The 22,376-nt window shown below is 45.1% G+C and carries 15 protein-coding genes and 1 other annotated feature (1 of these 16 running past the window's edge); all 15 genes read right to left on the reverse strand.

The window, feature by feature from the left end; translation table 11 throughout:
* Window positions 1-222, reverse strand: a binding site (T-box leader); it reaches 31 nt to the left of the window's first position.
* 701 nt (window positions 223-923) lie between these two features.
* The 15 genes from K3F53_RS16190 to metH all read right to left on the reverse strand — a co-directional run bounded on the left by K3F53_RS16190 (window position 924) and on the right by metH (window position 22,359).
* On the reverse strand, window positions 924-1,151 hold the full coding sequence (locus K3F53_RS16190; RefSeq protein WP_220559122.1) for a hypothetical protein: 228 nt from the start codon (window positions 1,149-1,151) through the stop codon (window positions 924-926).
* A 365-nt stretch (window positions 1,152-1,516) separates the two neighbouring features.
* Window positions 1,517-2,260: a nucleotidyltransferase domain-containing protein gene (locus K3F53_RS16195; RefSeq protein WP_220559123.1), complete on the reverse strand. Its 744-nt coding sequence runs from the start codon at window positions 2,258-2,260 to the stop codon at window positions 1,517-1,519.
* A gap of 389 nt (window positions 2,261-2,649) precedes the next feature.
* On the reverse strand, window positions 2,650-3,177 hold the full coding sequence (locus K3F53_RS16200) for a DUF5381 family protein (protein ID WP_057897630.1): 528 nt from the start codon (window positions 3,175-3,177) through the stop codon (window positions 2,650-2,652).
* Between the two features lie 41 nt (window positions 3,178-3,218).
* Complete coding sequence (locus K3F53_RS16205; RefSeq protein WP_057897629.1) at window positions 3,219-4,019, reverse strand: hypothetical protein; 801 nt, start codon at window positions 4,017-4,019, stop codon at window positions 3,219-3,221.
* Window positions 4,020-4,032: 13 nt separating this feature from the next.
* Window positions 4,033-5,253: a glycine zipper domain-containing protein gene (locus K3F53_RS16210; RefSeq protein WP_057897628.1), complete on the reverse strand. Its 1,221-nt coding sequence runs from the start codon at window positions 5,251-5,253 to the stop codon at window positions 4,033-4,035.
* Window positions 5,254-5,284: 31 nt separating this feature from the next.
* Window positions 5,285-5,563, reverse strand: coding sequence for a WXG100 family type VII secretion target (locus K3F53_RS16215; protein WP_057897627.1), 279 nt, complete (start codon window positions 5,561-5,563; stop codon window positions 5,285-5,287).
* 16 nt (window positions 5,564-5,579) lie between these two features.
* Entirely contained in the window at window positions 5,580-7,568 is a 1,989-nt protein-coding gene (locus K3F53_RS16220; RefSeq protein WP_057897626.1) for a hypothetical protein, read from the reverse strand.
* A gap of 26 nt (window positions 7,569-7,594) precedes the next feature.
* A complete protein-coding gene (locus tag K3F53_RS16225; RefSeq protein WP_220559124.1) occupies window positions 7,595-10,252 on the reverse strand; it encodes a tetratricopeptide repeat protein in 2,658 nt (885 codons plus the stop codon).
* Window positions 10,253-10,355: 103 nt separating this feature from the next.
* Window positions 10,356-10,628 (reverse strand): WXG100 family type VII secretion target, encoded by a 273-nt coding sequence (locus tag K3F53_RS16230; RefSeq protein ID WP_057897624.1) that lies wholly within the window; start codon window positions 10,626-10,628, stop codon window positions 10,356-10,358.
* A gap of 145 nt (window positions 10,629-10,773) precedes the next feature.
* Window positions 10,774-14,748, reverse strand: coding sequence for a type VII secretion protein EssC (gene essC, locus K3F53_RS16235; protein ID WP_057897623.1), 3,975 nt, complete (start codon window positions 14,746-14,748; stop codon window positions 10,774-10,776).
* A gap of 26 nt (window positions 14,749-14,774) precedes the next feature.
* Entirely contained in the window at window positions 14,775-15,143 is a 369-nt protein-coding gene (locus K3F53_RS16240) for a ubiquitin family protein (RefSeq protein ID WP_057897622.1), read from the reverse strand.
* A gap of 17 nt (window positions 15,144-15,160) precedes the next feature.
* A complete protein-coding gene (locus K3F53_RS16245) occupies window positions 15,161-15,961 on the reverse strand; it encodes a hypothetical protein (RefSeq protein ID WP_057897621.1) in 801 nt (266 codons plus the stop codon).
* Between the two features lie 16 nt (window positions 15,962-15,977).
* On the reverse strand, window positions 15,978-16,742 hold the full coding sequence (locus K3F53_RS16250) for a vWA domain-containing protein (protein ID WP_220559125.1): 765 nt from the start codon (window positions 16,740-16,742) through the stop codon (window positions 15,978-15,980).
* A gap of 273 nt (window positions 16,743-17,015) precedes the next feature.
* Window positions 17,016-18,878, reverse strand: coding sequence for a bifunctional homocysteine S-methyltransferase/methylenetetrahydrofolate reductase (locus K3F53_RS16255; protein ID WP_220559126.1), 1,863 nt, complete (start codon window positions 18,876-18,878; stop codon window positions 17,016-17,018).
* Window positions 18,879-18,897: 19 nt separating this feature from the next.
* Complete coding sequence (gene metH, locus K3F53_RS16260; RefSeq protein WP_156424117.1) at window positions 18,898-22,359, reverse strand: methionine synthase; 3,462 nt, start codon at window positions 22,357-22,359, stop codon at window positions 18,898-18,900.
* Window positions 22,360-22,376: the final 17 nt, after the last annotated feature.

Below are 22,376 nucleotides of genomic sequence, written 5' to 3' on the forward strand. Positions count from 1 at the left end.
TATTATTTCGACATTTGTCGAAATCACTCATACCCGTACGACAGTTCAAGCTGTGATACGGTGTCCATTGTATCGTACGGACATACGCCAAAGCCTACTTGAGCCGTTCGTTCGGTTTGGTGCTCGGAAGTCCATTCAGCATTCGTCCGGCGCTGATTCACACCACCCATCAGCTCTCTGCAACCCTTCGATATGCCTACTCTTCTTCCTCATCGCATTTGCATATTAATTTTCTTCATTATTTTACACTTCACTGAACTATATGTAAAGACTCCGTATCCGTTTAATCCGTGCCTGTTCCAATCAATCTGTACATGCGTATATAAATAAATCATATTTGAAGTCACATTTTTGCGTGAGTGGTTTCAATTCCTCATAGGTAAGCTATAAACCCATTTTACATGAAAACATACATAGGGAAAACCCTTGCGGCATAACACTTTTTTCAGCTTTCACAACAAAGCACAAAAACACGCTATATTATATGTCATTATTTACATAATATCGCCAACCTCAATGTTTCTGCGTATTTAAACCAAAACAAAATGTCGTCGATCCCCTACCATTTTTGCAAGATTAGAGGTCGACGACATAGACGATGACAGTGATTCATTTGAACACTCTCACCACTTAAAAGCTTACGATTTTTGAAGCGGGGAATAAATCCAAAATAGGCGTTTAGTTTTGTCGTGAGCGTGAGAGAATACATTTTGTTCCACTAATTATTACGACGAATAACGGAAGAAAAAAATAAGTATAACCATTAAAAAACCAATTGTTTATAAATGGACCAAGTGGGGTAATTCTGCTAACCCTTGTATTAGGATAATACGGATTTCCTAACTCAACTCGTTTTTCCTAAACATAGCAATACTCACCAATCATTGCACAGACAAGAGCAAACAGAGAAAACAAAGTGTAAATTACGATCTCATTTTTACTATTTTTACTAAAAAATAGTAAAAAGTAGTATACAGTAGAATGGAGAAGTAAACATACAAGGGAACTGTAGGTATCATAAATAGCAAGGCAGGATTACCATTTCCACCAGTCATATGCGGTTCAAATGTAGAAATATTAATTATATAAAAGAATCCACCTATTATAATTCCCATAATAAGTAAAATCATGATTTGTTTTTTCTTCATCAAAAACAACTCCTCCTACATCCTGTCTTCCTTCCAACGATCAAATCGATAAACTCCTCCACCTCCGCTTTGCTTAGAGGTGAGGCTTCTAAAAATTTTAAAAGTCAAACAATTCTCTCAGTAGAGCGATATATTTTTCTTATTTTTTTCGTGATAGACTAAGTTAATAAGCTCATCACTTAAAGTGCATATCGTCTGGATTTTATGTGAGGGTAGAGGGACAAAACCGATTTTACGTAAATCTTGTTGCAAAGATTCGGGCAGTTCATAAAAATAGTCTTCAAACCAATCGTTTTCGGACGTTTCTGCATATAGACAAAACGCTTCCCCATAACATTGCCATAACAAACTCATATATTCTTTTGACTCTAACAAACGGGCTGCTTTTTTTCGTATAATAGGTCTTGAATAGGAGAGAGCCCGAACTCAAACGAAAATCCCTGTTTTCGCAAATAACTCCGAAAACGCTTTAAAATAGCGGGAATCTCTGACCATTGTCCATTCAAAGTAAAAGGACAAGCAGTTTTAAATGCCGCAAAATGGCGCTCTAATTTTTGAATAGAAGGAATGAGATCATTGGTTGAGAGTGAGCCTTGCGTCAAAAATAAATATAAAAAAGCTGCTTCTGTCCATGCTCCCAGCGCGGCATGCGTAGCAGAATACATATTGCCTTGATTCATACAGTGTAGAGCCCAATTTTTTCTTTCCTCTACAATGCCCAAAACTTGTTCGCTTATTCGTTTTGTCCCTTTTGCGGAAGAAAAATACTGTATCGCCCAATTCTTAATTTTTTTAAACTCCCCATCACTATCGTAAATAATGCAAATTTCTTGTAAAAACCTGTAATCCCACGGATTGTCTATGATATTTTTTTGTTTCGGGAATTCGCTGCAATGTTCAATTTCTAATTGGATAATTTCATCTTTGTACATAACATTTTTTGCGTCGGTCAACGAAATATCATCCGTATAAATAACAAGGTCCAAATCGCTGTATTGATCCGCTTCCCCTCTGCCCGTTGAGCCGCCTACACTAGCATACACCACATTGAATGGTACTTCGCTTACAAATTCTTGCGCCAAACGAATGAGTTGCTGACTTCGGCTGGTCAATTTTATTCCTCCTCATATAAAAGATAGCTACATAAAGTCTTTTTAGTTTATGACTTATATACATCGTCTTTGATGTTTCGACATTTGGATGGTGGGAGAAGGATAGGAAGAGGAGAGAGAGGAAGCGTTGATGGGCCCTGCCCACAGTCCAGAAGAAAGGGAATGGCAAACATCTGCCCTTATTCTTTTACACAGGGGGCTTCTCCTTTCTTTTCTCTGGATGTTCTTTCCTCTTCCTTCCAACTACACAAGGATGTCCATGTATCAAGTGTGATTTATATAGAGTAAAATTCGCAGATATGTCCCCCATCAATAACAAAAAAGTCTATCCCGCTATTATTTTAAGGGGATAGACCTACATTTTCTATTTTATTGTCCGAAAAAATTTTTTATTGAGCTTTATTTTTACGCCAGAAATGCTTTTCCCACTTGCTTTTGCATTGCGGAGTCGCAAAAGGAAGGATGTATTGCTCCACCAATTCCTTTATGGCCCTCTCTGAGATTAGGTTATAGTAGCAAAAGTAATATCGCTTATTATGGATCGTTTGAACCGCCAAATCGGGAAATATGATCCCGCCGAGCCGTCCTTGATTCCAGCCGAATGAGACTTCATTGATTTCCGATATCGGCACCTTCTTCTTACGGTCCATCAGGTATCCATCGCGGACTTCGATCAGAACCGGATTTTTTCTCCTTATAATCATCAGAATCCTCAAAAGTATACCGCCAAAGAGAAGAAAGGCCATAATCCCGATAATGAGCCCGATCAGTCCTTTAATAATGCCAAGCTCAGGAAGAAAATAAAAGATAAGGAGACTTACAGCAACCATAATTCCCGGCAAGACGGTCATGCAACCGGCATCCATATTGGTGTACACAACCTGAACCCCATGGTCTGTCTTCTTTAAATATTTCATAATAGAAAACTCCTCTGCTACGTGTAAATTCCTAGATGTCACTATACCGACTTCAATGCTGCGGTAACGGCATGGCTTGTTTTTTTCATGAGGACGGCCAAACTGGACAGATTACACTTCCTGACTTCATACCGCCCTTTCTCCGGTCTGGTTATGATCCAAGTATCCCTCTCTCCGTTCACCACGAAGATAATATCCAACAATACCGGCTCTCGATTCTTGTCATACTCCAAAAACAGAATATTGTCCATCATCCCTTTATTCTTTACCATATCACTCGCAAATGCCTGGATGTTTTCAGTGTCTCCCCCCATGGTTCGGACATAATCGGCTACACGATCCGAATTTTCATCGATGAGTGTTAGCATCGATTCGAATTCCGATTGGTTTAATGGCAGCACAACCCCTTCATCCTTCCCTTGGATTGATACCCCCAAATAGCTGCCGATGGTGGCATAGGATTCTTCCGGAGAAATCGTACGAAAAACATGCACCTGTCCTTCATAGCGGAGCGAATGCTCGTACGTTCCTTCCTCAGAGAAATGTACAGACATTGTATCCTGATATCCATCATCCAAGAACTTGGAAGCTTTCAATGTAAACGATGAACCGTTTAAGCAGGAAATAATACGGGCAATTTCCTTTTTCAGGGTAAAGCGCCGCTGTTCATATATAAGGTAATCTTTGGACAGGAGAGAGCGGCAGGCAGCCTGAAAGATAAGGTTCATCTGTTCATCCGACAAATCCTGGAAATAGACTTGCTTCAGTCCCAATCCCTGTTCAAACAGTCCCTCACTGTAAAAGCAATAGATAAGTTCTTCAACGCTCAATGTTACTGTCATGTGCTATCCCTCCTTATGTGAAAGAGAATTTTTTAGAGAAGAATTCTCCCGCATTTTTCAGCAATTGGTCGGCTGTATCCTTTACTTCCTTGAATCCCGCCTTGATGCCTTCTTCCGCTTTCTTCATTCCTTTTCCGACCGCTCTCAGGCCGTCCCCGACCTTTTCAATGCCGGCATGTATCTCATCTTTTAAATGGAGCGCCGCTTCGTCTACCCAGGCCGGTGTATGCTTCGCGATTTTATCGCCGACTATACTGCCGATAAATCCGCCGGCAGCGGCGCCGACAACAGTTCCCACACCCGGTAGGATCATAGAACCAATCGCGCCTCCAATAACACCACCGACCCCTGCGGTAGCCGTTTTTACTCCCGTATTATATACGGCCCGACCCACTGCTTTTGCGTTCTCACGTTTTAATACCGCTTCGTTGTTTCCATATTCTTTGTAATTATTCAGGATGTTCATGCCCAATCCGATTGATTCCTCAACCCCTGACGCTATGAAGGCGGTCACAAAGTTGGTTTTCAAAAACCCTTTGCTTGCTTTGAGCAAATCGCCGGCATGGCTTTTCACCGCACCGAATGCACCTTTGAACGTATCGGCATTTCTGGCTGCCTCCCGTAATCTAGCCAAACCGCTATCGAACGAAGCAACATGGCCTGGGAAGAAACCCACTCCGGCCCTGTACATAACTTGTCTGAGTGGCTTATCCATATATCGCACAAGGTATTTCGGCCCAAGCAGATATCTGGCCACCGTGCGCAACTTCGAGTTATCGATAGCCCTCGTCAAGTGTGCATACCTAGAAAGATAGCGAACCCGCCATGCCCCATTTGCGAACTCAAACCTCGTCAGACCGGTTAGAGCAAAAGCAACGCCAAAGAGCGAATGCCCGGCCGCTTGTAACACCCCATTCCAATAGCCGTGCAATTCAAACAAGTTTCCAATGACATTATCCTCCTCCTCGAGGCGGTCAACGGTGGAGCGAATGTAAATCTCGTTCTCAGAGAGCTGATTTATCAGACGCTCGCCTGACCCTTTCGTAAAATCATTTGCGACTACGCCTGTTATGCAATTTATATAGCGCGGGTCCCCGTACGATATATCGGACAATAACTGTTGCATCTGTTCGTTCAATTCATTGGTGAGATTCTCCAGGACAGAAATTTCCCGGACAAAATCGTCTGCCATCGTGCGCCCTTTATTTATATCCATTGAAATCTCGTTTGCCATTGCACTGCTCCTTTCTTTTGCAAACTACAGATTATCCCTTTTGTTGCTGTTTCGCCAATTCCTTTTTGAGCTCTTCAATCCGGACTGCGGCCTTTTCCAATTCATCACTTGTGATTTGCAAGTCCCGTACATAACGCTGAAATGCCTGGATCGTCTCCTGGTAATCAGAATTAAATCGTTCCCTTCGCTTGCCTTTCCACTCCGCTCCGTTCCACTCGACTGTACCTTTTATTCTTCCTTGAATTTCCATAACCTGATTAGCGGCCTGACGATAACGATTGGCTAATGCCAATACTCGGTGAGAGTCCATTGTTATCCTCCAATCTTCATGTTTTTTGGTTGCTTTCATCTAGCATGCTTTTCGCGCGTTCCTTTATCTCAACATCGACTCCAGGTGTCTGTGCCAGTGTTCTAAAATAACGGGCGGCTTGTTTAGGATTCTCATTTCGTATCGCGTTGGCCTGCTCAAACAGCGTGCGACTTTTTTCTTTTAATAGAGGTTCTACCAATTTCTGCAAATTTGAATGTTGCCAGGCAGAACTTAAATCTTGAACAGCCTGTTCAAGATTTGACTGATTCATCGCTTTTCTATAGTCGTCGATCGCTTTTTGCAGGAAAGTCGCTTGCTGTGCATACTCATAAGGTACGCCGTTTGCGCTGGTAATACTTCTATATATCGCCAGCTGAGTATCCAGATCTTTTTCTTTTGCTTCTTTTAACATCTGTTCGACCGCCCGCTTTATCACCCTGTCGTTCAAATCACTTTTATCGTATAAACGTTTGGATTCACTAGCATAATACAGAGCTTCTGCATACTTTTCAGCGCTTAACAAACCTTCTGCTTTTTTCGCATATGCGAAGGCTTTTTTTCGATTGGTAGCGGTATGAGCAATCGTCTTATCAATACTCGCTCTTGTACTTAAAATTTCATAAGCCTGCTCTTCCGCATCTGGCTCAAATTCCTCCGCGGCTTCGAGCAATTTCTCCGCTAATCTGTGCAATTCTTCCCTCGCTTCCGGAGCATGATTACCGTTTTCAACAGCTTCAGCAGCCAGAATGACAGCCTTACTTATATCCGTTTGTGAAACTTCCTTCACCTGCAATAGCAAATCCTTTTTTTGTGTGCGTAATTCCTCGGCAACATCTGGCGCATACTGACTTGCAATCTGATATTTGTTCAGTGCCTCCACCACGCTGCTAGAATTTCGGGCATCTTGATCAGCGGACTTCATTAAATTACGGTCAGCATTCCCATATTCACTCGGGTTCAGCGACTTATTCGCCTGTTCATTGTACTTACCAATAAAATAAACAATATGTTTGGCATCCTTAGAATGGCGTTCCTTATCAGCTGCATATGCATTGATTTCCTCATCCACATACTTCATGAACATATTTTTTTGGATTTCTTCTTGCAAGCTCTGAATTTCCGGCTGATTTATCTTTAGTGAATGAATGAGCTGTAAATTTGCCTGCCCCTGGTAAGAAAGTGAGGGACTTGCATAGGCCTCCCCTTTAAGACGATCCGCTGATTCTACAAGCCATTTCATGATGGTATTATAGCGTTTATCATCCGTTCTAACATTTTGTCCATAATAAACAACATTGTAGGAATCATTCATTATGACATAGTCATAAATGCTATTATATAAAGAGCCAGGTACTAACACAGGGCCACTATCAATAGCGTCGTCTTTACTATTATTGTCTGTCTTCTGATCGCCTACATTTTCCGACCGATTTTGCTCATTGTTTAAATCCCCGTCTGTTGTTTCTTCCTCACCTGATAGCAAGTCATCAACTGGTAAAAGGGGAATATCTTCAATGAGTAACGGCGGCTCTGGCAAAATGATATCACTCTGATCCACTGCCAGGCCTGCAATCGGAGCTCCCTTATTAGAGCTATCTACTAGATAAACCGCATCGTCATAAACTTCCCAATCCACATCATTTTTTAGGGAAAAAGCAAGCAAAGCTTCCTCCTTTTCCAACGATGAGCGAATCTTTTTCCCAGACTCTTCCGCACTGTGCTTGACAGGTACTTCTATCCGTTTGCCCCTATTTTCCTTAAACTGGTTAATAGCTGTATTCTTCACCTGATTGTCGTCAGTATTGAGACGAATCGCTTCCCCTGGCTTTTTTTCCTTACTTTTCGTGTTTGCATGTTCAGCCCGCTTGCCGCTTACAGGTGCGTCATGCTGACTCCACTGATAAGTAGCGACTCCGCCAGCAGCGACCAGCAAACTAAGTGAAACAGGCAGGACGACCTGCCGAGCTTTTGCACTATTTTTGTCTTGCTGATTTTCAGGTGCCAACTGTACTCCCCCTCACTTCATCCTACTTATATCAACTTTTTGGCTTTCATCTCTTTCATACGCTCTTTTGCAATCGCTGCTTCCGACGGATTTTGGTTCAATTGCACCACTTTTTGCAGCATAGTCAACGCTTCTTTATACTTCTTCTCCTTCAATTTAAACAGGCCATAAACGAAATAGGCATGCCCGCTATTCGGGTACTCTTTTAACACTTGCTTGTAGATACTTTCGGCCTTAACCTTTTGATTAAGCTTGTCATATAAAATGCCTATGTTGAGGAGAATCTCCTCATTCCGGATGCCCAAATCTATAATCTGGTTATAAGAGATTAACGATTGCTGAAAAAGATTGATATATCTCCGATTTCCTTTAGCCTCATAGTAAAGCCCATAATCATAATATGCCTGTCCTAATCGGTTTAAATAGTCAATGTTAGTAAAATCCTCTTTTAATAATTCATTCATTAAAGAAATAGCTTCTTCATACGTCCTTGCCTTCGTTGTGTCATCGACCTGGTTCGTTTTATTTTTTTTAATATAGAGATCGACTAGGTTTTTGATGTACCGCTCATTGCCTTTATGTAAAGCCACAGCATTCTTAAACTCTTCGATTGCTTCGCTATCTTTCCCCTGCAATTCAAAGAGCTCTCCCTTCAAATTAGCAATAAAAGCTTTAGAAACTAAATCACCAGCTTTCAGCTGATGTACCATATTGTTCGCCTTTGCATACTGATTGGTGCGGGCGTAAGAGACAACCAGATCGCGGATTACATCTTGCTCATAAATGCTTTTCTCCCCTTTTCTTGCTTTCTCAAAATATGGAATAGCATTCGAGAAGTCATTCAGCAAAAAATAGGCGCGACCTATTAAATAGTGAGCTTCTTGATTTTTTTCGGACAGCTTCTTCTCATAGAATAAATCTTCCAAATACCGGATCGCCTGTTCATGATAACCTCTGCTGATATAAATCGTTGCCATTTTGGTATATAAATCTTCGGTTGGCTTCTGATCCATCGCTTTTCGGATGAATCCTTCCGCTTCAATATAGTTCTGTCTGGTAAAAGCTTCCGTTCCCTTCTGGATCAGTTCCCGCCATTTCTTTTCTGCTGTATAGTTATAAAGCCAGATGAGCAGGCCACCAATTAGGAAGGCACAGCTAAGAGATAACAACAGCTTCCATCTTTTCACCGAGAACTGCCACACACGTTCCATAAGGAAAGGCCCTTGTTTTTTTGTTTTACCGGAAAAATTCGGAACACAGGCCGGGGCTTCTGGCTTTTTTTGTTTTTCATCAAGTATTTTTTGCAAGGCGGCTTCAGTGGTTATCACTTGCTGCCTGGCCCGGATTTTCTCTCTCAGTTCTTCTACGATAATTTCTAACTCTTCTTTTGTAGCAAAATCAATGGAAGGAAGCTGGGCTCCTCTTGCATAGAACAATAGCGCCTTCTCCCATTCTTCCAGCTTCTCCATCTGGTTGGCCGCTTCAAGATAATCCGCCAGATCCCACCTCTGTGGTTCCATGTTTACTTTTCCCTCAGAGAGCAGCAATTTAATTTCTTCCACGACCGCTTTCTTCTCAGGGAAGTGCGAAACAATATAACGATACTCTCTTTGAGCGGCAACTTTGTTGCCAAGTCCTTCAAACGTTGAAGCAATGTCTAACAGGGACTCTACGCTCAAGAGAGAGGAGGTAGGCTGTTTTTTTGCCTGAAAAAATGCCTGCTTTCGATTGATAACCACTTCTTTTATCGACCGGGGAAAAACAGAAAACCATTCAGCAAACGAAGGACATTCCTTTAAGTTTCGGCTTTCCCACGCCCGTGTAAAAAGCTCCGCCGCCGCTTCTCCAAGCGTGTCTTGAACAACTCCCTTTATTTTCCGGTAACGTTCCGATTTTTTTTGCATTTCTTCAGCTGCAAAATAGCTCATATCATCGGCTTTTTCTATCCGGATGCTGTCATGATGCCACGCTATCATTTCTGCCAGCAGCACAGCGCCTGCAAAGCGGTCGGCATTCGCCGTCCACACTCCATCCCGCACATAATCCGCAGCATAACCAGGCGATCCTCCCGGCAGAACAGGCGGCTTCCTTACATCAGGCGCATATAGCTCTTCAATATCTACCAGTTCAATATCAGCAAAAGAATGATCTACTTTCTCTTTGCTCAAGTAGGGAATAAGAACGTTGCTTGATGAAAGATCACAGTGAGCAAGACCTGCTTCTTCCATCTCCTTCATGATATAAGCAAACGTGCACGCGATTTGTAAGCATTCTTCACGAGTAAGAGCCCTTTCCTCCAGTAGGATATCTGCCCAGGTTGGTCCTTCGATCCAAGGCATAAGAACAGAGTACTGCAAATCTTCATATTGACTGACGAGCTTCTCATGACTCTGCTGTTCAATAACGGAGCGCAAGCAAGCGGAAAGACCATATCCTCCTGCATATTTTTGGAATTTTTTCGCCAACTCTATCTGACGCTCACTTTTGAATCGTTCCCTAAACACTTTAAAAGCCACATAGCGGTGGAGAGTTCTCGCCTGTTCATCAACCAGTTGATAAACAGTCCCCTGTCTCCCCTCTTGCCCGTATGGGATATCAATCCCCTCTACCGCTGGATGTTTGGAGAAGGTATATTTTCTGCCAAACAAACGAATCGTTTCTCCAACTTCCGGCTGAAAATTCATACTTATGAACCCCTGTTCTAAAACTTTCACAATGTACAAAAGACCAGTCAGCTGTTATGACTAGTCTTTTTTCTACTCTTTTATACTTCATACTAAAATATGATTATTGAGCATCTGCCTGACGGAAACGCGTAGCAATAGCACGAAGTTCCTGATCAATAGAATCAAGAAGTTGAACGTAAGCTTCCATATGACGGCGAGATTGTTCGAACTGATCGAAGAAACGCTTCTTCGTTGCACCATCCCACTTGCCTTCTAAAGATTGAAGTGCTTGATAGAGCTGGTTGGTTTGCTGGCGGCTTGCATCTGATCCGTTTCTAAACTGCTGGGCAATTCCTTCTAACTCTTCCGGCGTAACAAGAATTCTCATTGACATTGGCTTACACTTCCTTTCTTTTCTTTGGACAAAGTCAATATATTACAAATTTTCCGTATCGTACAGTCCTGTAATCATTATCATTCCCAGGAACTACTATATTTGTATAATGAAAAGTTAATCGCTACTTTCTCACCATGTATTTTTATCTATTATTTACCTTTTCATAAGGCCTAGCAATTTTTACTTTCATATGTTTCCCCTTAATCACAAAGCCGTCACCGGCCGGCAGCTCTTTATCTGTTTCCGCATGAGGAAGCCTCATATTAAAAAAGTATAAATCACTGTTTAAAGTTGAACCCAGCAAAAATCCAACAAACTTCTTCTTAATGTTAATAAACCATGCTTCATGCAAATAGCTGTTCATGCTTGCCAGTAATCCAGCCATGATAAAATGAATATTTTTTTGCCGTGCTTCTTTTGTCAGCTTTTCAAGATCGTTCTTTATTTCAAAATCCATGTTCATTTGCTGCATGAAGTTTTCTACATCGTCAATAATAATGACGATCGGATTGTACATGCCCTCTTCCTCATTATTTCCCCAGCCAAAGATTGAACTTGTTTGCTTTCTTTCCTCGGTAATAGCTACTACTTCTTGCAGGAGCTTTTTCGCTTCTAGGAGGTTTGTGGCGTATCCTTTGACCTGAGGCAAATGAGCAAGGTTCATAATTCCTGTACGCTTCGGCTCTAATTCAATAAAGAAGATATCAATTTCATCAGCAGCGTATTGGTGCTCCATAGACAATATCAAAGTCTGTAAAAGGGACGTTTTACCCGATTCTACACGCCCTGTTACCAGAACATGATCGACTTCCTCCAGACGAATGGATTGCAGAGCCAGCTCTTCAGTATCAATCCCGTATGGAAGCTCCCTCGTTGCCTGCGGCGGAAATTGATCCATCAGTTGTTCTAATCTGATTTCCTTCGGTAACATCGCAATTTCTTTCGCTGGTTTCCCCTTCCATTCCTCCTGCATTTTGCTGGCCCAGTGCCGGAGGAAGGCAGTCCTTTCCCATTCATTCGATCCATCGTATGGCAGCATACACTGAAACACATACGGCGGGTTATGCCCTTTTACAAAACCGCGTCCCTCCGGAAGGTTTGACACAGTAAAGCCGGGTCTTCCTACTGCAAAGTAGTAATCGGTCTGATCCGCAAGTTCGAAGGAAACGGCCGAAGCAAAAGTATTGCGGTATCGATCATACATATCACTTGTCTGGTGGGCTGTCGCCATCACAATAATGCCGTATGCTGCCCCCTCCCGCAACAGTACCTCAAGCTGTTCATTTTCATTTATAAAATTTGTCCGAAACTGCTGGTATCCGTCAATAATCAGCATAAGGGCCGGTAAACGTTGATTAGTAACGGTACGGTAATTTTGGAGCGAGCTTACCCCTTCATTGGAAAACAACTCTTTACGCAATGCCAGTTCTTTTAGCAAAAAGCGGAAGAGCCTCCGCATCTTTTCTGTCTCTTCTTCATGCACCACTCCGCCTACATGAGGGAATCTGGCCAACTCTTTCATCTGACGGCTAAAATCAATAATATATACATGCAAATCAGCAGGTGCAAGATCGAAAAACAATGAAAGCAGCGTAGACTGAATAAACGTGGTCTTCCCGGAGCCTGGCATACCATAAGCAATAAGATGCCCTTCGCTCAAATCGAGCCGCAGAGGATACTGGGCTTGATTGCTTATATCATCAACGATTCCTACTGTCGGCTGGAGCCATTTCTCCACGCTGCTCCAGTCTGCCGGTGTCCAGTTATCAATGTCAATCATCTGCGAAATTGGCAACTGTTCAGGAAGAGGCTCCAGCCATGGTCCTGGAAGCGGATGAATCGCATGCTTTTGCGCTTCTTCTTTTATATAATCAATGAGCACTTGGATTTCCTTGCGCTTATTGTTCTCATCCGCTTTTACGGCTTTTTTCCGCACTATGGAGCCGTCTAGCTTAACCTCCGCAATTTCAATGTGCTCTGCCTCTGTTTCTTCTTTAGGACAATAATCCGCGCCGCTCCAGGCAGATTGGAAGTATTCGAGCACTTCATTGTTACCAACTTGGAAATAGGCCCGTCCAGGGACATTGATGGTAGAAGCATTTGGGATTTGAATCATTTCACGACTATCGCTGTCATCCTGAACACGCAGGCAAATGCGAAAACGGGAGTTACTCCATATTTTTTCATCCACAACTCCCGCCGGCTTTTGTGTGGCCAGCAGCAAATGAACTCCCAGCGTACGACCAATCGCCGCTATGCTGATTAATTCATCCATAAATTCGGGCTGATCCTTTTTTAATTGTGCAAATTCATCAATAATGATAAAAAGATGCGGCAGCGGCTCTTTAAAACGCCATTCCGAGCGGAAATATTCATCAATATGCTGTATGTTGCCCGCCATGTTAAATATCTTCTGCCTTCTTTCCAGCTCTGCCCGCAAAGAGACTTTGGCACGATTAATCAGATTCGGGTTCTCCAGATTAGTAATGGTCGCCACTACATGCGGTAGGCCCTGAAAAGTATTTGACATTCCTCCACCCTTATAGTCAATAAGCATAAAAACCAGTTCATGCGGATGATAGGTAACCGCCAGCGACAAAATAATAGATTGAATCACTTCACTCTTACCGGATCCAGTAGTACCAGCCATCAATCCGTGCGGCCCATGGCCGTTTCTTTCGATTTTGTCATGAATGTTTAACTCAACGACCTTTCCCCCTTCACGTACGCCTATCGGAACAGGAAGCGTAAGCGGGTAGCGGTTTTGTTCCCATCTGGAGATCACATCCAGTTCTTCTACCCGATTCACCCCATACATCTCAAGAAAGGTAAGAACCCGGGGAATGACTCCAGCAGTTGACTGCTTTACCCGCAGCGGAGCGAGAGCACGGGCCATCTCCTTCGCTTCCGGTAAAGTAAACCGATCGAGTGCAACTTTTTCCTGACCAGTAAACGATCGAGTCTGATCATCGGCTGAAAAAGTTTCATAAAGACGAGCGATACCGTCCTTTACCTCGATAATAACTTCACATTCCATCGGCAGGCTTTCTTTCCTGGATGACATAAGAAATGCGCAGGCTCCCACCGTATCGCCTTCCTTGAGAATTAAGGGCAATAGGGCATCATTCTCAAACAGGGAAAGGCTGGGCAAAAAGAATACATATTCAGGAACATCATACTCTTTGTTCTTTTCTCCCCCTTTTTTGAGTTTTCGAAAGTTTAATGTGCTATAAAGTTTTTCGGACAACGCCCGCGCCATATGTTGTCCTTCCGCTATATACCGGGATTCACGTTCGTTGTCCCATATATGCGGAAGCCATCTCATCCAGTTCCATTCCTCTTTTTCCTGCTCAGAGTAAACGCAGACAAGCTTGACTTCTTCAGGAGAATGGTGAGTAACAAGCTGCAGGGTCAGCACGCGTGCCAGTTCTAAAATATCCTTTCGCTCCCCTACCAAACCAACCACTCTTTTTTCCCGCAGCGAAATCGAAACAGGTACGTTCGTCAGCTCACTATAATCGGCGCCCAGCTTCTGCGCCTTTGCAATTAAAGGATGGATGTCATAACCATCCTGTGTCGGAAGCTGAATCGTAATGACGAAAGGACGCATGCCGAGTCCAATTCGCAAATGAAGAAAATCCTCCGAATCTGTCGCACGCTCCCACAATGAGCTTTGCCGTTCGTAAATTCTACGGACGCATTCTTCCGGATTCGGATCTTTTTCTCGTAAAAATTTAGTTTGCTGCTCACGAATTTTTTCTATCTCTTTTCTATGATTCTCTAACTGTGCGAGATATTCTTCATGAAGTTGCACTACCTCTTCGCGATGCTTTTTCTTTCTTCTAAAGTACAAAATGATAGTGGCAATGTAAGAACCTAACATCGGGATGCTCATGGCCAGCATGAAGATGGCATAGGCAGCACTGTTATACATCGTTTTAGACAGATAATACATAATCCCTACCGTGGCAATGGTTAGGAAAATAGGAATAATCATCGTTTCAAAAGAAAACCTCGGCTCCATCGGCTCCGACTTTGGCCGATGAACCATAATTTTTCCTGTCGGTAGCGCAAGCTTTACCCGCGGTGATCGTGTAAAGTATGGTGATTTCCTCATATCTTCTCCTCTTCTGTTTCCCTTCTTTACTCAATAATCTTCCATACGTAATCAAGCTGCTCTACTTCATCAGCTTCGGTAGTTGTTTCCTGATTGCTAGGATACATCTTTTCGTATGCACTCTCCGTTGGTAGGGTGGAAGCTGGCTCTTTGCTGAAACGCAAAAACGCGCCGTCCCAAATCCCGGCGCGTTCCAGCGATTGCTGTTTTTCGAGCCGGAACCAATGCTTTTGGTCAAACGAATATTCCAGATCATGTATTCCTTGTGTCCAATCATATTCATATCCGAGCCATTCATTTAAGGCGATAACCAGCTTCTCGCTCTCCACCTGATTTGGCAGGCGTAAATCGCTCTCCTGATGATGATGAATAAAGGTAACAATAATTTCTTCCACGTTTTTCACTCCTTTTTCTACCAGGCAACATCCAAAAAGGAAATATCGTCACTTGTAGGGGAAGAAAAACTTTGGCACATCATCTCCTGAAGACGGTCAGTAGATGGAAGAACATCAAGAGAATCGAGTACAAAAAAGCCGTCAGAGTACAGCGTCAAACGATCTAATGGCCGGTTTACTTCTCTTGATGTCATGACATTCACCCCACCATGAATCAACCCGTTCTTCGTTGACCAGCGCTGCTGTGTATTCACGGAAAAGCCAGAACAATGGGTGATTTCCGTCCATCCGTCCCACAGTCGGATACGCAAATCACCCGACCAGGCCAAAAAGACATGGGCTTGATTGGACCATTCCTCCAAAATATCGACTCTGCCGCAGACAAACATCGTTTCACTTCCATTTCTCCTTTTTTCTTCCAGCACATCTCTCAGTAGCGGAGAAAGCGGACGAGGCAGCTCATGCTTTTCTACAACTTCTGTCGCTTCGTTAATTAACTGCTCCAAATATCTATCCAGCGCTGCTGTCATATCGTTTTTTTGCTGAATCTCTTCTTTTGGGATTCCACAAAGCCACTCTATTAGCTTGGTGGCTAAAAACTGTGCTGCTATATTTCCGCAAAAGGATAAGCTTACCCCGTCACAAAGCACAAAAGTAAACTTTTTGTTCTCTACACGAAAAACCAAATAATCCTGGCCCAGGTCATTAGCCTCCTGTGTCTCGCCGGCACGAGCATAACCATAACGAAACGAAAATGGCTCCTGATAAATATGGGTAATGGGTGTTTCCAGCTTTTGATCACTTGTAAATGAAAACATGTGACACCTCTCTTTATTACCGAACCGGGGTCGCAGCGGACATTTGAAAGCCCAGCGACACAAGGTCAGCATTCGTACCCGGAAGCAGCATTAATGCCCCAGACTCAATTCTATATCCTGTTTCCATCATCATCTCCCGATAACTTTCAGGCAGCGGGCTGGAAAGCCTTTTCAGCTTCTCTCCATACTCATCATCGAGCAGGGTATCCGGCATGATTCCTGCCCACTTTTTTGAATTTTCAATAGGGGTTTTCAGGATTTCATCGGAAATGAAAATGTTTTCGACTAATACATTTCCGTCCGGGATTTTGATATCCATAATTCGCTTTACAATCGGCTCAGGGTCTTCCCCGGTAAAAGCGCCATCCGTCATGTGACAGATAAGGGGAGCCGGACAGTCCCTGAGGTTCGGCAATTCCTGATGAAGCATCTTCTCAGCTACAGCAAACGCTTTGGCTGTGTTCGTCAACCGCTGGGTCTGTACGTTTTCCAGCGGTCTCATTCGTGCCACTTCATCAATCCCTTTCACTCCTCCCAAAACGTCAAACACGTTATCACTATACGCGAGAATTGATAGCTTATAACGCGGACTAAGCCGACTCCCCTTTGTGGAACGAAAAACCATTTGTCGGATTGCAGCGTTCAACGCTGTCGTTACAACATCCATCCTCCTCTTTTTTTCTCCCCCGGCATCCATCAACAGATTCATCGATGCACTAATATCCAGCAGGTAAATAATATATGCCGGGGTTTGTTGTGTTGCTTGAATTTGATGGCTCATTCTACGCAACTCCTATTAATCTGAATCTATCGCCAAAAACGCTATACATGTTTTAGTAAATCTTGTATATTGTGCTTTCTCCATTTTAAGTAAGAACTTATAAGAAGTGTAGGGACTGGATGTCCATTCCTATACTCGTTTTGACCTATTATTAAGAATGAATTCAGCTTGATACCGTCTCAATATCATCATCATAAACCAAAATAAAAAGCCGGCCATCCTGAACATACAGGAAACCGGCTTTTCAAAACGGTTGTTAAAGTAATGCACAAATTACTTCTGCAACACAACCCGTGATCTGTCCCGTATATACCGGGTTAACTCCACTGTCATCTCATAGTAGAAAAACGGTGTAATCAGATAAATGCCTTTAAAGTACTCCATTGCGATATCTACCAGCTCACGGGCGATCGCTACCCCTTCACGGCGCGCTTCTTCCCCCGGTTCATACCGGCGCATGCGGGTGCGCGCCTCGTCTGATAGCCTAATACCCGGTACTTCGTTATGCAAAAATTCGGCATTGCGCGAACTGGTCAGCGGCATAATACCGATAAAAATCGGGATATCGAGATGCCTGGTTCCTTCATAAATCCGCTCAATGCTCTCCCGGTCATACAACGGCTGGGTCATAATAAAATCCGCGCCCGCTTCCACTTTCTTTTCCAGCCGGCGCAGCGCGGCGTCAAACTGGCGCACATGCGGATTAAATGCAGCACCGACCACGAAATTCGCCCGCTGCTTCAACGGCTTCCCTGAGAAAGAATATCCCTCGTTCAACTGTTTAATCATCCGAATTAAATCAAATGATGAAACATCGAACACGGAGCTTGCTCCCGGCAGATCGCCGAAACGGGCCGGATCTCCTGTAACAACAAGCACCTGGTTAATACCGAGCGCATGCAAACCCATTAGATGCGATTGCTGGCCGATCAGGTTGCGGTCGCGACAGGCAATGTGCAACAGTGGCTCAGCGCCGAATTTCGCCTTCATAATCGAACCAAGAGCCATATTGCTCATCCGCGTCGTCGCCAGCGAATTGTCAGCGAGCGTAATCGCGTCCGCCCCAGCGTCCTGCAATGCCGCCGTGCCCCGTAAAAACTTTTCTGTATCTAAATCGCGTGGCGGGTCTAACTCAACAATCACCGTATGCCGATGCGCCACCGTTTCCACAATTCCCTGTTTCCGGGTCGGAGGAGCGATGCGAATCAGCGGCTCCGCTTCTTCTTGCGTGTCTACAACAGGATTCACGCGCGGCAACGGCTCTCGTTCCGCCAGCACCTGCGCCATTACCCGGATATGTTCCGGTGTTGTTCCACAACAGCCCCCAATCAAGCGTGCGCCCTGAGCACGGAAACGAAGCGCGTTTTCCCCGAAATATTGTGGCACAGACGCGTATGAATACTGGCCATCTGACATAGCCAACCGCCCGGCGTTCGGAAAGACGGACAGCGGCGTGTCCTCCGGAACCACTGCATTTTCAATCGAACGTAAGATTTCCGCCGGTCCAAGCCGGCAGTTTAACCCGACAACATCCGCGCCCGCTTTTTTCAACTCGGCAAACGCCCGAGTTAGCGTGTGACCATCTCGCGTCCGTCCGACCTCAATCGTGGCCAGTTGAGCCACGATCGGCACATCGGTTAACGGACGAATCACATCCAGCGCCAGCAGCAATTCATCCAGATCAAGAAATGTTTCCAGCAAAATCGCATCCACACCGCCCATTAAAAGCGCCGCTGCCTGCTCCTCAAATTGTTCGCGATAATTTTGCATACGCACATCTCGCACACGTCCTGCGTTAATAGAGCCGATACCCCCGACCACATACGCGTCATCTTTAACCGCTTCTCGCGCCACCTGCACTGCCACCCGATTGATCCGTGTCACTTTGTCCTGCAAACCATGGCGCGCCAGCGCGTCCCGGTGCGCTCCGTATGTGTTAGTTTGAATAAATCGTGCGCCCGCCTCATAATACGAGCGGTGAACCGCGCGAATAAGCTCTGGATTGGATAAATTCAATTCCTCATAACACACGCCAATCGGAATGCCCAATTGGTACAGCCAGGTCGCCATCGCGCCGTCCCCGATAAGCAAATGATCCTTAAGGTATGTTTTCAAGCTTTCTTTTGGCATGGTCATCCTCTCCCCTTTCCTTTGTTTATTCATCAGCATTAAAATAACGGGCTTCCGGGTGAGAGAACACCATGGCCGAGACGGAAGCTTCCGGTTCCATCATGCAACCGTCCGTCAATTGAACACCGATGTCTTCCGGACGTAACAAATCAAACAGCAACTTTTGATCTTCCAAATCCGGGCATGCCGGATAGCCAAAGGAAACGCGGAGCCCCTGATAACGGGCACCGAAACGCTCCTGCATCGTCATATTAGCCGGGTCCGGAAAGCCCCACACGTCGCGCAAAATATGATGCAAACGTTCCGCGAACGCTTCCGCCAGCTCCAGCGCCAGTGCCTGTAAAACATGAGAGCGGAGATAATCGCCTTTCTCTTTCCACTCTTCCGCCTTCTCGCGAATCCCTTCGCCGGCGGTGACTACAAGAAATGCCACATAATCCATGACGCCGCTCTCTGTCGGTTTAACGAAATCAGCCAAACAAAGGTACGGTGCCTTTTTCTGCCGTGGGAATCGGAATGTTTTCAGCACGTTGCTGGAATCATTCGGGTCGTAAATATGGATTTCTTCGCCTTTCGACTGCGCCGGGAAAAAACGGTATACGCCCTGCGCTTTTATGAGCCCGGTTTTTTTCGCTTCCGCCAATAATTCGTCGACAATTTGTTTTACTTCCACTGTCTTCGGGTCACCTTCCGCCAGCAGCTTCTCCACATTGCCGCGGACGCCAAGATGCTTACCAAGCAACATGCGCAAGTTTACGTACGGTTGCAGGTGCGTAAGTGGATAGTCGCGCAATACGTGGCGCTCGAAATCCGGCGGAATAAATACCGGCGCATTCACGCTGACATCCGAACGCTTGGGCGCGCTGATGTCCACCATGACTTCTTTCACTTCCGTCGTCGCAGCCACCTGCTCCTGTCCTTTCGCCTTGGCCGCTTTTTCCAGAACAGCATACTCCTTTGGATTCATGAGCTTATTGGCCAGTTCCAATCCGTTCATCGCGTCTTTAGAATACAGCACAAGACCATCGTACTCAGGCGCAATCCGAGTCTCGGTGAACTTCCGCGTCAGCGCCGCGCCACCGACAAGAATCGGAACATTGATACCGGCTGTTTTTAGGTCTTGCGCGGTTGTCACCATCTGTTGCGCTGACTTCACCAGCAGTCCGGACAGTCCGATAATATCAGGCATCTCCTGACGGCAGGCTTCAATCAGCCGTTCCGGCGGCACTTTAATTCCCAGATTGACGATTTTATAGCCATTGTTGCCGAGAATAATTTCGACCAGGTTTTTTCCAATGTCATGCACATCACCTTTTACTGTTGCGAGCAACACCGTTCCCTTGGTGGACGTCTCTGTTTTTTCCATAAACGGCTCCAAATACGCCACCGCCGCCTTCATTACTTCCGCGCTCTGCAACACTTCGGCGACAATAAGCTGGTTATCATTGAACAAGCGCCCTACTTCATCCATGCCGTTCATCAGCGGCCCATTAATAATATCCAGTGGGGCATACTTTTTCAGCGCCTCTTCCAAATCCGGAATCAATCCTTCTTTCGTTCCTTCCACTACATAACGTGCCAGTCGTTCTTCCAGCGTCAGGTTAGACTTTTCCTCGTTCTTTTCCACTTTTTTCGCGCGGTAAAAATCCGTAAACTTCGCCAGCGACTCATCTGTTGTCTCGAACAGTAACGCTTCCGCCAGCTCACGCTCTTCTTCCGGAATGGAAGCGAAGCGCTGCAATTTCTCCGTGTTGACGATAGCATAATCAAGTCCCGCTTTCGTGCAGTGATATAAATACACGGCGTTCAGTACTTCCCGACCCGCGGGCGGCAAGCCGAATGACACATTGCTTACGCCCAGAATGGTCTGGCATTCCGGATATTTTTCTTTAATCAGGCGAATACCTTCAATCGTCTCGCGCGCAGAACCGATGTATGCTTCATCGCCCGTGCCAACTGGAAACACGAGCGGATCGAAAATTAAATCCCGCGGGTTCAGGCCATATTTATTTACCAGTAGATGATACGAACGCTCGGCTACTTCCAGCTTGCGGTCACGCGACACTGCCATTCCTTTCTCATCGATCGTGCCAACGACCACCGCTCCGCCAAACTTCTTCAATAAAGGCGCTACTTCAGCGAAACGTTCTTCACCGTCTTCCAGATTGATAGAGTTAATAATTGCTTTTCCCTGGGAATACTTCAGCGCCAAAGCGACAACTTTAGGGTCTGTGGAATCGATCATGAGCGGAACCTTAACTTTACGTACAACAAATTTCAAAAAAGCCTCCATATCGGCCGCTTCATCGCGATCCGGATCGGCCAGACAGATATCAATAACATGCGCGCCCCGCTTTACCTGTGCACGAGCAATTTCTGAAGCTTCTTCATACTTCCCTTCTTTGATCAAATCGCGAAATTTCTTCGAGCCGATTACATTCGTCCGTTCTCCCACAAAAAGCGGGCGATTGTCCTGTTCCAGATATACAGGTTCAATGCCGGAAACCGCGTGCGTGCTTAGTCCCTGCGGTCTGCGCGGTTGATAATCTTTGAGCGCTTCCGCGATGGCACGAATATGATCAGGCGTCGTGCCACAACAGCCACCCGCCACGTTAATCCAACCTTGCTCGGCGAATCCGGCCAATTTGGTCGCCAACGCCTGCGGGGACTCGTGGTAATGCCCGTTCTCGTCCGGAAGGCCAGCATTTGGATAACAGCTGACCGCGCAATTCGCCATGGCGGATAACGTTCGAATATGATCACGCATAAATTCCGGGCCTGTCGCGCAATTCAATCCAATAGACACGGGTTGCAAATGCTCTAAAGAAATATAAAAAGCCTCAATATTCTGACCAGCAAGCGTAGTACCCATCGGCTCAATTGTGCCTGAAATCATAATAGGGAGCTTACGTCCCGCCGCTTCGAACGCCCGCTGTACGCCAATACCGCCCGCTTTTACATTCAACGTATCTTGAACCGTCTCCAGCAGTAGCACATCCACCCCGCCTTCAATCAAAGCCAGCGCCTGCTCATAGTATGCTTCCACCAATTCTTCAAAGGTTACACCGCCGGTAACGGATAAGGTTTTAGTGGTCGGCCCGATCGAGCCGGCGGCATAACGAGGCCATTCCAGCGTAGAGTATTTATCTGCCGCCTCCCGTGCCAGCCGAGCTGCTGCCAGGTTAATTTCCCGGGCACAGTGCTGTAAATCGTACTCCGCAAGCACAATGGATGTGGCGCCAAATGTGTTGGTCTCAATGATGTCCGCTCCTGCTTCCAAATAAGTTTCGTGAATGTTACGAATCACGTCCGGGCGCGTTAGGTTCAGTATTTCATTGCATCCTTCATACTGCTCACCGCCAAAGTCTTCCGGCCCGAGCCCCGCCTGTTGCAGCATCGTGCCCATCGCTCCATCAATAATCAAAATTTTTTTCTGAAGTTGATTTTCAAGTGCCGGTTTCGTTTTTACTGCTGTCACTCCGCTCATCATCATCGTCCCCTTTT

This window comes from Aneurinibacillus thermoaerophilus (genome assembly GCF_019603355.1).
GTDB lineage: Bacteria > Bacillota > Bacilli > Aneurinibacillales > Aneurinibacillaceae > Aneurinibacillus > Aneurinibacillus thermoaerophilus.

Coding starts and splice junctions, on each gene's coding strand:
- K3F53_RS16245 (WP_057897621.1), bottom strand. CDS start 15,961: ATGTTTTCATTTACAAGTGATCAAAAGCTGGAAACACCCATTACCCAT.
- K3F53_RS16255 (WP_220559126.1), bottom strand. CDS start 18,878: ATGACCATGCCAAAAGAAAGCTTGAAAACATACCTTAAGGATCATTTG.
- K3F53_RS16205 (WP_057897629.1), bottom strand. CDS start 4,019: ATGACAGTAACATTGAGCGTTGAAGAACTTATCTATTGCTTTTACAGT.
- K3F53_RS16210 (WP_057897628.1), bottom strand. CDS start 5,253: ATGGCAAACGAGATTTCAATGGATATAAATAAAGGGCGCACGATGGCA.
- K3F53_RS16250 (WP_220559125.1), bottom strand. CDS start 16,742: ATGAGCCATCAAATTCAAGCAACACAACAAACCCCGGCATATATTATT.
- K3F53_RS16200 (WP_057897630.1), bottom strand. CDS start 3,177: ATGAAATATTTAAAGAAGACAGACCATGGGGTTCAGGTTGTGTACACC.
- K3F53_RS16230 (WP_057897624.1), bottom strand. CDS start 10,628: ATGTCAATGAGAATTCTTGTTACGCCGGAAGAGTTAGAAGGAATTGCC.
- essC (WP_057897623.1), bottom strand. CDS start 14,748: ATGAGGAAATCACCATACTTTACACGATCACCGCGGGTAAAGCTTGCG.
- metH (WP_156424117.1), bottom strand. CDS start 22,359: ATGAGCGGAGTGACAGCAGTAAAAACGAAACCGGCACTTGAAAATCAA.
- K3F53_RS16225 (WP_220559124.1), bottom strand. CDS start 10,252: ATGAATTTTCAGCCGGAAGTTGGAGAAACGATTCGTTTGTTTGGCAGA.
- K3F53_RS16215 (WP_057897627.1), bottom strand. CDS start 5,563: ATGGACTCTCACCGAGTATTGGCATTAGCCAATCGTTATCGTCAGGCC.